4 protein-coding genes, 5 rRNA genes and 1 riboswitch are annotated in these 11,774 nt (G+C 48.2%); all 9 genes read right to left on the bottom strand.

Annotation, left to right across the window (positions count from 1 at the left end):
- Nucleotides 1-68: 68 nt before the first annotated feature.
- A complete protein-coding gene (gene purB, locus IE339_RS01485; protein ID WP_242172927.1) occupies nucleotides 69-1,361 on the bottom strand; it encodes an adenylosuccinate lyase in 1,293 nt (430 codons plus the stop codon).
- Entirely contained in the window at nucleotides 1,358-2,503 is a 1,146-nt protein-coding gene (purK, locus tag IE339_RS01480) for a 5-(carboxyamino)imidazole ribonucleotide synthase (RefSeq protein WP_431522777.1), read from the bottom strand. Before purK ends, purB begins: the two co-directional genes overlap by 4 nt.
- Nucleotides 2,493-2,984, bottom strand: a complete 492-nt coding sequence (purE, locus tag IE339_RS01475) for a 5-(carboxyamino)imidazole ribonucleotide mutase (protein ID WP_242172925.1) — start codon at nucleotides 2,982-2,984, stop codon at nucleotides 2,493-2,495. The genes purK and purE overlap by 11 nt, the downstream gene beginning before the upstream one ends.
- Before the next feature lie 120 nt (nucleotides 2,985-3,104).
- Nucleotides 3,105-3,206: riboswitch (purine riboswitch) on the bottom strand.
- Nucleotides 3,207-3,284: 78 nt separating this feature from the next.
- Nucleotides 3,285-3,470, bottom strand: coding sequence for an NETI motif-containing protein (locus IE339_RS01470; protein WP_242172923.1), 186 nt, complete (start codon nucleotides 3,468-3,470; stop codon nucleotides 3,285-3,287).
- A 115-nt stretch (nucleotides 3,471-3,585) separates the two neighbouring features.
- A 5S ribosomal RNA gene (gene rrf / locus IE339_RS01465) occupies nucleotides 3,586-3,701 on the bottom strand.
- 57 nt (nucleotides 3,702-3,758) lie between these two features.
- Nucleotides 3,759-6,691 (bottom strand): 23S ribosomal RNA (locus IE339_RS01460).
- A gap of 197 nt (nucleotides 6,692-6,888) precedes the next feature.
- Nucleotides 6,889-8,439 (bottom strand): 16S ribosomal RNA (locus IE339_RS01455).
- A 196-nt stretch (nucleotides 8,440-8,635) separates the two neighbouring features.
- Nucleotides 8,636-8,751: ribosomal RNA gene (gene rrf, locus IE339_RS01450) — 5S ribosomal RNA — on the bottom strand.
- Between the two features lie 57 nt (nucleotides 8,752-8,808).
- Nucleotides 8,809-11,740: ribosomal RNA gene (locus IE339_RS01445) — 23S ribosomal RNA — on the bottom strand.
- The 16S, 23S and 5S rRNA genes sit together here, the layout of an rRNA operon.
- Between the last annotated feature and the right edge of the window lie 34 nt (nucleotides 11,741-11,774).

Here is an 11,774-nt window from a genome sequence, read left to right as displayed (position 1 = left end):
CACTGAATATTCTGATATGATATCGTGGCAGAAGGCAAAGCTAGGCTTTGCCTATCCTTCACATCCTGTTATAGTCCTAATCGTTCAAAGATCATGTCGACATTTTTTAGATGATAGTTGTAGTCGAAGCAGTCATCTAATTGCGCTGCCGATAAGCGACTTGTAATTTTCTCTTCTTTTTCAACAAGAGAGCGGAACGGTACTTGCATTTCCCATGCTTCCATTGCTTTTGGTTGAACCGTGTCATATGCTTCTTCACGAGTCATTCCTGCATCAATTAAAGCAAGAAGAACGCGCTGAGAATAAATAAGACCTAACGTACGGTCCATGTTACGCTTCATGTTTTCTGGGAAGACCGTTAAATTCTTCACGATATTTCCGAAACGATTCAGCATATAGTTCAATGCAATCGTAGCATCGGGAAGAATGATACGTTCTGCAGATGAATGGGAAATGTCACGCTCATGCCATAACGGTACATTGTCATAAGCCGTCGCCATGTATCCGCGAATCACACGTGCAAGACCTGTCATATTTTCAGAACCGATTGGGTTACGTTTATGAGGCATAGCAGAAGATCCTTTTTGTCCTTTTGCAAAGAACTCCTCTACTTCACGCGTTTCACTCTTTTGAAGTCCACGAATTTCTACAGCGAACTTCTCGATTGAAGTAGCAATTAATGCTAACACAGACATGTAGTGCGCGTGACGATCACGTTGTAGTGTTTGCGTTGAAATTGGTGCTGGTTGTAATCCTAGCTTTTCACACACGTATTTCTCAACGAACGGATCGATGTTCGCAAATGTTCCAACAGCTCCAGAGATTTTACCGAATTCAACTTCTTCTGCGGCACGCTTAAAGCGCTCTAAGTTGCGCTTCATTTCTTCATACCACAGGCCAAGCTTCAAGCCGAACGTTGTTGGCTCAGCATGTACACCGTGCGTACGTCCCATCATCACTGTGTGCTTATGTTCTTGTGCTTTTTCTTTTAAAATGATGACAAAGCGTTCTAAATCTTTCACTAAGATATCGTTCGCTTGCTTTAATACATATGATAAAGCCGTATCGACTACGTCTGTAGAAGTTAAGCCATAATGAACCCATTTACGCTCTTCACCTAACGTTTCAGATACTGCACGAGTGAAGGCTACTACGTCATGGCGAGTTTCTTCTTCAATTTCCTTGATGCGATCTACATTAAATGATGCATTCTGACGAAGAAGAGCAACGTCTTCCTTTGGAATAGCACCTAGTTCTGCCCAAGCTTCACAAGCTAAAATCTCCACCTCTAACCAAGCATTAAAGCGGTTTTCCTCTGTCCAAATCGCTCCCATCTCTGGGCGAGTATAACGTTCAATCATTTTGCTGGTTCCTCCGTTCTTGTCCATAATTCTAATGATTCGGCTTTTAATAGCGCCTCATCTATCTTATCAGCAATTACCGTAATATGTCCCATTTTTCTCTTCAATTTCGCTTCATTTTTTCCGTACAAATGAAGATGAGAATGGTTTAAATATTCGATTTTTGCTTCAAGGTTCTCCATATGCTCTCCCAGCAGATTAATCATTACGGCAGATTGTACTAACTGCGTAGATGATAGCGGCCAGTTGCAGATCGCTCTGATGTGCTGCTGGAATTGCGACGTTCGGCAAGCATTAATTGAAAAGTGACCAGAGTTATGTGGACGCGGAGCCATCTCATTAATATAAATCTCTCCATCTCCGTTCACAAACATCTCTACTGCAAGCGTCCCGATTAATTTTAAGGAATCTGCTAGTTGGATCGCATATTCCGTTGCCTGAGACTCTTGTACAGGTGAGATTCTTGCTGGAACGATTGTCTGATGAAGAATATGATGTCGGTGAATGTTCTCAGCAACAGGAAGGCAAACCGTTTCGCCTCTACCATTACGTTGAACAATAACCGAGATTTCCTTATCAATTGTCATCCACTCTTCTACAATACAAGTCGTCTTCTGAGCAAGCTCTAATCCAGCAGGTAAATCTTCTTTCTTACGCAAAAGAATCTGCCCCTTACCATCGTATCCTCCGCGGCAAGTTTTAATCACACAAGGTAAACCAACCTTTTCTATCGCTTGAAAGAATTCTGTCTCGTTATGAACAATTTCATAATAAGGAACTTTTAAGTCGCATTCCACAATCGTTTTCTTTTCAAGCTCACGATTTTGTGTAACGGTTAGAAGGTGACTTCCCTGAGGAACGTACGCATTCTCTTCTAACCAATTGAGCATTTCGGCGTTAATATTTTCGAATTCGTATGTGACGACATCTGATACTTCTGCCAGTTCACGAATGGATGCTTGATCATCATAGTTTCCAATAACTTTGATGTCTGCAATTTGTCCACACGGTGAATCTTCAACAGGATCTAATACAGCAATGCGATAGCCCATCTCCTTCGCTGCGATTCCCATCATGCGTCCTAATTGACCGCCGCCAATAATTCCAATGACACTACCAGGAGCTATAAACTTATAAGACAAGCTGATCACCACTTTCTAATACTTGTTGTCTAGTTTGTTCTCTTCTATTTAAAAGGGTATTCGCTAACTCTTCATTATGAGTTGCTAGGATCTGTGCGGCTAGTAGCCCTGCATTTGTAGCCCCCGCCTTTCCAATTGCTACAGTGGCTACTGGAACGCCTCCAGGCATTTGAACAATCGATAAAAGCGAATCTAAGCCGTTTAACGTGCTGCTTTTCACCGGAACCCCAATGACAGGAACAATCGTTTTCGCAGCTACCATCCCAGGTAGGTGAGCCGCTCCACCTGCACCTGCAATAATGACTTTTATTCCTCGCTCATGAGCCGTCCCAGCGTATTCAAACATGTAATCTGGTGTACGATGAGCTGATACGACCTTTTTTTCATATCCAATTCCAAGCTCCTCTAACACTTCACAGCCATGCTTCATCGTTTCCCAATCTGACGTACTTCCCATAATTACTGCAACTTCTGGTTTCATATTAGCTGTCCCCACTTTTTTACGTAATAAATAAAAAAACCAAGGCAAACATACACTTTCGAGAGAAAGCATACGTCTACCTTGGTTTAGGAAAATTAAGCTCTTTGTGACCTAAACGTTATAAACCGTACTTTCCCTCATAGTCCAATCATTTACGGTAATTGGGTAGAAACTCGTAGGCCATATCCCTACTATTATATGAGGTTTATTCGTTTCAGCACCCTTATCTTAACAACCAGGTGGCAAAAAGTCAACAATTATCGAACTTTATATTTATACGTTTATATGATTGTTCGTATTTTAGAGTGATTTCCCTTCAAATATAATTTGACGACCAACTGGAACGGTCTCTTTTTTTCCGTTTTCGATGACCTCTTCAAAGATGGGCTTTTCCATTCGCTTAATCGGCATGAATCCTTCTTCTTTCATACGATCTAAGCATTGATCAATTGTTTCACCTTTCAGCACTTCAAATTTCTTTTTCAAGCAATATCCTCCTAAAGAAGTAAATTAGTTTTATTGTATACTCATTATTGTAACCTGTAACACGTTAAAAATAAAAACAAAAAAAGGCTAGTCAAATGACTAACCTTTTAAGCGTGCCTGGCGATGTCCTACTCTCACAGGGGGAAACCCCCAACTACCATCGGCGCTCGAGAGCTTAACTTCCGTGTTCGGTATGGGAACGGGTGTGACCTCTCTGCCATAATCACCAGACTATATGAAAGAACGTTGTTCTTTCAAAACTAGATAACAATTGTTAAGGAAAAGCATTTGGTTAAGTCCTCGATCGATTAGTATCTGTCAGCTGCACGTGTCGCCACGCTTCCACCTCAGACCTATCTACCTGATCGTCTTTCAGGGATCTTACTAGCTTGCGCTATGGGAAATCTCATCTTGAGGGGGGCTTCATGCTTAGATGCTTTCAGCACTTATCCCGTCCACACATAGCTACCCAGCGATGCCTTTGGCAAGACAACTGGTACACCAGCGGTGTGTCCATCCCGGTCCTCTCGTACTAAGGACAGCTCCTCTCAAATTTCCTACGCCCACGACGGATAGGGACCGAACTGTCTCACGACGTTCTGAACCCAGCTCGCGTACCGCTTTAATGGGCGAACAGCCCAACCCTTGGGACCGACTACAGCCCCAGGATGCGATGAGCCGACATCGAGGTGCCAAACCTCCCCGTCGATGTGGACTCTTGGGGGAGATAAGCCTGTTATCCCCGGGGTAGCTTTTATCCGTTGAGCGATGGCCCTTCCATGCGGAACCACCGGATCACTAAGCCCGACTTTCGTCCCTGCTCGACTTGTAGGTCTCGCAGTCAAGCTCCCTTGTGCCTTTACACTCTACGAATGATTTCCAACCATTCTGAGGGAACCTTTGGGCGCCTCCGTTACTCTTTAGGAGGCGACCGCCCCAGTCAAACTGCCCACCTGACACTGTCTCCCAGCCCGATCAGGGCTGTGGGTTAGAATGTCAATACAGCCAGGGTAGTATCCCACCGACGCCTCCACCGAAGCTAGCGCTCCGGTTTCTCAGGCTCCTACCTATCCTGTACAAGCTGTACCAAAATTCAATATCAGGCTACAGTAAAGCTCCACGGGGTCTTTCCGTCCTGTCGCGGGTAACCTGCATCTTCACAGGTACTATAATTTCACCGAGTCTCTCGTTGAGACAGTGCCCAGATCGTTACACCTTTCGTGCGGGTCGGAACTTACCCGACAAGGAATTTCGCTACCTTAGGACCGTTATAGTTACGGCCGCCGTTTACTGGGGCTTCGATTCAAAGCTTCGCTTGCGCTAACCTCTCCTCTTAACCTTCCAGCACCGGGCAGGTGTCAGCCCCTATACTTCGCCTTACGGCTTCGCAGAGACCTGTGTTTTTGCTAAACAGTCGCCTGGGCCTATTCACTGCGGCTCTCTCGGGCTTGCACCCTAACAGAGCACCCCTTCTCCCGAAGTTACGGGGTCATTTTGCCGAGTTCCTTAACGAGAGTTCTCTCGATCACCTTAGGATTCTCTCCTCGCCTACCTGTGTCGGTTTGCGGTACGGGTACCTCCCACCTCGCTAGAGGCTTTTCTTGGCAGTGTGAAATCAGGAGCTTCGGTACTATAATTCCCTCGTCATCACAGCTCAGCCTTATGATGAGCGGATTTGCCTACTCATCAGCCTTACTGCTTGAACGCACATATCCAGCAGTGCGCCTACCCTATCCTCCTGCGTCCCCCCATTGCTCAAACGGTGGGGAGGTAGTACAGGAATATCAACCTGTTGGCCATCGCCTACGCCTTTCGGCCTCGGCTTAGGTCCCGACTAACCCTGAGCGGACGAGCCTTCCTCAGGAAACCTTAGGCATTCGGTGGACAAGATTCTCACTTGTCTTTCGCTACTCATACCGGCATTCTCACTTCTAAGCGCTCCACCAGTCCTTACGGTCTAGCTTCACAGCACTTAGAACGCTCTCCTACCACTGACATCATAAGATGTCAATCCACAGCTTCGGTGATACGTTTAGCCCCGGTACATTTTCGGCGCAGAGTCACTCGACCAGTGAGCTATTACGCACTCTTTAAATGGTGGCTGCTTCTAAGCCAACATCCTGGTTGTCTAAGCAACTCCACATCCTTTTCCACTTAACGTATACTTTGGGACCTTAGCTGGTGGTCTGGGCTGTTTCCCTCTTGACTACGGATCTTATCACTCGCAGTCTGACTCCCAAGGATAAGTTTTTGGCATTCGGAGTTTGACTGAATTCGGTAACCCGTTGGGGGCCCCTAGTCCAATCAGTGCTCTACCTCCAAAACTCTCACCTTGAGGCTAGCCCTAAAGCTATTTCGGAGAGAACCAGCTATCTCCAAGTTCGATTGGAATTTCTCCGCTACCCACACCTCATCCCCGCACTTTTCAACGTGCGTGGGTTCGGGCCTCCATTCAGTGTTACCTGAACTTCACCCTGGACATGGGTAGATCACCTGGTTTCGGGTCTACGACCACATACTCAAATCGCCCTATTCAGACTCGCTTTCGCTGCGGCTCCGTCTCATCGACTTAACCTTGCATGGGATCGTAACTCGCCGGTTCATTCTACAAAAGGCACGCCATCACCCGTTAACGGGCTCTGACTACTTGTAGGCACACGGTTTCAGGATCTCTTTCACTCCCCTTCCGGGGTGCTTTTCACCTTTCCCTCACGGTACTGGTTCACTATCGGTCACTAGGAAGTATTTAGCCTTGGGAGATGGTCCTCCCTGCTTCCGACGGAATTTCACGTGTTCCGCCGTACTCAGGATCCACTCAAGAGAGAACGAGGTTTCAACTACAGGGTTGTTACCTTCTTTGACGGGCCTTTCCAGACCTCTTCATTTACCTCGTTCCTTTGTAACTCCGTATAGAGTGTCCTACAACCCCAAGAGGCAAGCCTCTTGGTTTGGGCTAATTCCGTTTCGCTCGCCGCTACTCAGGAAATCGCGTTTGCTTTCCTTTCCTCCGGGTACTTAGATGTTTCAGTTCCCCGGGTCTGCCTTCAACTTCCTATGTATTCAGAAGAAGATATCATTCCATTACGAATGATGGGTTTCCCCATTCGGAAATCTCCGGATCAAAGCTTACTTACAGCTCCCCGAAGCATATCGGTGTTAGTCCCGTCCTTCATCGGCTCCTAGTGCCAAGGCATCCACCGTGCGCCCTTTCTAACTTAACCGTATTGGTTATTTCAAAAAGTGTTACACTTTGTTTTCCTTAACATTCTTGCTATCTAGTTTTCAAAGAACAACTGCCTCATGATCACGACGTGATCAAAAGACTTCTTATTGAAAGTTCTCAATGAACCTTCAAAACTGAACAAAACGACGTCACGTTGTTTGTTGCTGAACACGTGGTTCAAGCAATTTTCCTTAGAAAGGAGGTGATCCAGCCGCACCTTCCGATACGGCTACCTTGTTACGACTTCACCCCAATCATCTGTCCCACCTTAGGCGGCTGGCTCCTTACGGTTACCCCACCGACTTCGGGTGTTACAAACTCTCGTGGTGTGACGGGCGGTGTGTACAAGGCCCGGGAACGTATTCACCGCGGCATGCTGATCCGCGATTACTAGCGATTCCAGCTTCATGTAGGCGAGTTGCAGCCTACAATCCGAACTGAGAATGATTTTATGAGATTAGCTTCACCTCGCGGCTTCGCAACCCTTTGTATCATCCATTGTAGCACGTGTGTAGCCCAGGTCATAAGGGGCATGATGATTTGACGTCATCCCCACCTTCCTCCGGTTTGTCACCGGCAGTCACCTTAGAGTGCCCAACTTAATGCTGGCAACTAAGATCAAGGGTTGCGCTCGTTGCGGGACTTAACCCAACATCTCACGACACGAGCTGACGACAACCATGCACCACCTGTCACTTTGTCCCCCGAAGGGGAAAGCTCTATCTCTAGAGTGGTCAAAGGATGTCAAGACCTGGTAAGGTTCTTCGCGTTGCTTCGAATTAAACCACATGCTCCACCGCTTGTGCGGGCCCCCGTCAATTCCTTTGAGTTTCAGCCTTGCGGCCGTACTCCCCAGGCGGAGTGCTTAATGCGTTAGCTGCAGCACTAAAGGCGGAAACCCTCTAACACTTAGCACTCATCGTTTACGGCGTGGACTACCAGGGTATCTAATCCTGTTTGCTCCCCACGCTTTCGCGCCTCAGCGTCAGTTACAGACCAGAAAGCCGCCTTCGCCACTGGTGTTCCTCCACATCTCTACGCATTTCACCGCTACACGTGGAATTCCGCTTTCCTCTTCTGCACTCAAGTTCCCCAGTTTCCAATGACCCTCCACGGTTGAGCCGTGGGCTTTCACATCAGACTTAAGGAACCGCCTGCGCGCGCTTTACGCCCAATAATTCCGGACAACGCTTGCCACCTACGTATTACCGCGGCTGCTGGCACGTAGTTAGCCGTGGCTTTCTGGTTAGGTACCGTCAAGGTACGAGCAGTTACTCTCATACTTGTTCTTCCCTAACAACAGAGTTTTACGATCCGAAAACCTTCATCACTCACGCGGCGTTGCTCCGTCAGACTTTCGTCCATTGCGGAAGATTCCCTACTGCTGCCTCCCGTAGGAGTCTGGGCCGTGTCTCAGTCCCAGTGTGGCCGATCACCCTCTCAGGTCGGCTACGCATCGTCGCCTTGGTGAGCCGTTACCTCACCAACTAGCTAATGCGCCGCGGGTCCATCTGTAAGTGACAGCCGAAACCGTCTTTTAACATCCGCTCATGCGAGCGAAAGTGTTATTCGGTATTAGCTCCGGTTTCCCGGAGTTATCCCCATCTTACAGGCAGGTTACCCACGTGTTACTCACCCGTCCGCCGCTAACTTGATAGAAGCAAGCTTCTATCAAGTCCGCTCGACTTGCATGTATTAGGCACGCCGCCAGCGTTCGTCCTGAGCCAGGATCAAACTCTCCGAAGAAATGTTTGACTTGCTCATTTGTTGTCTTACTTTTAAAACGTTGACGTTTTGCTTGTTTTGTTCAGTTTTCAAAGTTCATCTCGCTCGTAAGCGACTTAACTATCATATCATTTGTATTTCTAATTGTCAATGGTTTTTTAAAAACATTTTCTATTAGAACAAAAGTATGAAAAAATATATCTATTAGATAGATACAGCCTGGCGATGTCCTACTCTCACAGGGGGAAACCCCCAACTACCATCGGCGCTCGAGAGCTTAACTTCCGTGTTCGGTATGGGAACGGGTGTGACCTCTCTGCCATAATCACCAGACTATATGAAAGAACGTTGTTCTTTCAAAACTAGATAACAATTGTTAAGGAAAAGCATTTGGTTAAGTCCTCGATCGATTAGTATCTGTCAGCTGCACGTGTCGCCACGCTTCCACCTCAGACCTATCTACCTGATCGTCTTTCAGGGATCTTACTAGCTTGCGCTATGGGAAATCTCATCTTGAGGGGGGCTTCATGCTTAGATGCTTTCAGCACTTATCCCGTCCACACATAGCTACCCAGCGATGCCTTTGGCAAGACAACTGGTACACCAGCGGTGTGTCCATCCCGGTCCTCTCGTACTAAGGACAGCTCCTCTCAAATTTCCTACGCCCACGACGGATAGGGACCGAACTGTCTCACGACGTTCTGAACCCAGCTCGCGTACCGCTTTAATGGGCGAACAGCCCAACCCTTGGGACCGACTACAGCCCCAGGATGCGATGAGCCGACATCGAGGTGCCAAACCTCCCCGTCGATGTGGACTCTTGGGGGAGATAAGCCTGTTATCCCCGGGGTAGCTTTTATCCGTTGAGCGATGGCCCTTCCATGCGGAACCACCGGATCACTAAGCCCGACTTTCGTCCCTGCTCGACTTGTAGGTCTCGCAGTCAAGCTCCCTTGTGCCTTTACACTCTACGAATGATTTCCAACCATTCTGAGGGAACCTTTGGGCGCCTCCGTTACTCTTTAGGAGGCGACCGCCCCAGTCAAACTGCCCACCTGACACTGTCTCCCAGCCCGATCAGGGCTGTGGGTTAGAATGTCAATACAGCCAGGGTAGTATCCCACCGACGCCTCCACCGAAGCTAGCGCTCCGGTTTCTCAGGCTCCTACCTATCCTGTACAAGCTGTACCAAAATTCAATATCAGGCTACAGTAAAGCTCCACGGGGTCTTTCCGTCCTGTCGCGGGTAACCTGCATCTTCACAGGTACTATAATTTCACCGAGTCTCTCGTTGAGACAGTGCCCAGATCGTTACACCTTTCGTGCGGGTCGGAACTTACCCGACAAGGAATTTCGCTACCTTAGGACCGTTATAGTTACGGCCGCCGTTTACTGGGGCTTCGATTCAAAGCTTCGCTTGCGCTAACCTCTCCTCTTAACCTTCCAGCACCGGGCAGGTGTCAGCCCCTATACTTCGCCTTACGGCTTCGCAGAGACCTGTGTTTTTGCTAAACAGTCGCCTGGGCCTATTCACTGCGGCTCTCTCGGGCTTGCACCCTAACAGAGCACCCCTTCTCCCGAAGTTACGGGGTCATTTTGCCGAGTTCCTTAACGAGAGTTCTCTCGATCACCTTAGGATTCTCTCCTCGCCTACCTGTGTCGGTTTGCGGTACGGGTACCTCCCACCTCGCTAGAGGCTTTTCTTGGCAGTGTGAAATCAGGAGCTTCGGTACTATAATTCCCTCGTCATCACAGCTCAGCCTTATGATGAGCGGATTTGCCTACTCATCAGCCTTACTGCTTGAACGCACATATCCAGCAGTGCGCCTACCCTATCCTCCTGCGTCCCCCCATTGCTCAAACGGTGGGGAGGTAGTACAGGAATATCAACCTGTTGGCCATCGCCTACGCCTTTCGGCCTCGGCTTAGGTCCCGACTAACCCTGAGCGGACGAGCCTTCCTCAGGAAACCTTAGGCATTCGGTGGACAAGATTCTCACTTGTCTTTCGCTACTCATACCGGCATTCTCACTTCTAAGCGCTCCACCAGTCCTTACGGTCTAGCTTCACAGCACTTAGAACGCTCTCCTACCACTGACATCATAAGATGTCAATCCACAGCTTCGGTGATACGTTTAGCCCCGGTACATTTTCGGCGCAGAGTCACTCGACCAGTGAGCTATTACGCACTCTTTAAATGGTGGCTGCTTCTAAGCCAACATCCTGGTTGTCTAAGCAACTCCACATCCTTTTCCACTTAACGTATACTTTGGGACCTTAGCTGGTGGTCTGGGCTGTTTCCCTCTTGACTACGGATCTTATCACTCGCAGTCTGACTCCCAAGGATAAGTTTTTGGCATTCGGAGTTTGACTGAATTCGGTAACCCGTTGGGGGCCCCTAGTCCAATCAGTGCTCTACCTCCAAAACTCTCACCTTGAGGCTAGCCCTAAAGCTATTTCGGAGAGAACCAGCTATCTCCAAGTTCGATTGGAATTTCTCCGCTACCCACACCTCATCCCCGCACTTTTCAACGTGCGTGGGTTCGGGCCTCCATTCAGTGTTACCTGAACTTCACCCTGGACATGGGTAGATCACCTGGTTTCGGGTCTACGACCACATACTCAAATCGCCCTATTCAGACTCGCTTTCGCTGCGGCTCCGTCTCATCGACTTAACCTTGCATGGGATCGTAACTCGCCGGTTCATTCTACAAAAGGCACGCCATCACCCGTTAACGGGCTCTGACTACTTGTAGGCACACGGTTTCAGGATCTCTTTCACTCCCCTTCCGGGGTGCTTTTCACCTTTCCCTCACGGTACTGGTTCACTATCGGTCACTAGGAAGTATTTAGCCTTGGGAGATGGTCCTCCCTGCTTCCGACGGAATTTCACGTGTTCCGCCGTACTCAGGATCCACTCAAGAGAGAACAGGTTTCAACTACAGGGTTGTTACCTTCTTTGACGGGCCTTTCCAGACCTCTTCATTTACCTCGTTCCTTTGTAACTCCGTATAGAGTGTCCTACAACCCCAAGAGGCAAGCCTCTTGGTTTGGGCTAATTCCGTTTCGCTCGCCGCTACTCAGGAAATCGCGTTTGCTTTCCTTTCCTCCGGGTACTTAGATGTTTCAGTTCCCCGGGTCTGCCTTCAACTTCCTATGTATTCAGAAGAAGATATCATTCCATTACGAATGATGGGTTTCCCCATTCGGAAATCTCCGGATCAAAGCTTACTTACAGCTCCCCGAAGCATATCGGTGTTAGTCCCGTCCTTCATCGGCTCCTAGTGCCAAGGCATCCACCGTGCGCCCTTTCTAACTTAACCGTATTGGTTATTTCAAAAAGTGTTACACTTTGTT

The organism is Priestia koreensis, from assembly GCF_022646885.1.
Classification (GTDB): domain Bacteria; phylum Bacillota; class Bacilli; order Bacillales; family Bacillaceae_H; genus Bacillus_AG; species Bacillus_AG koreensis_A.
This window is presented reverse-complemented; position numbering and strand designations above follow the sequence as displayed.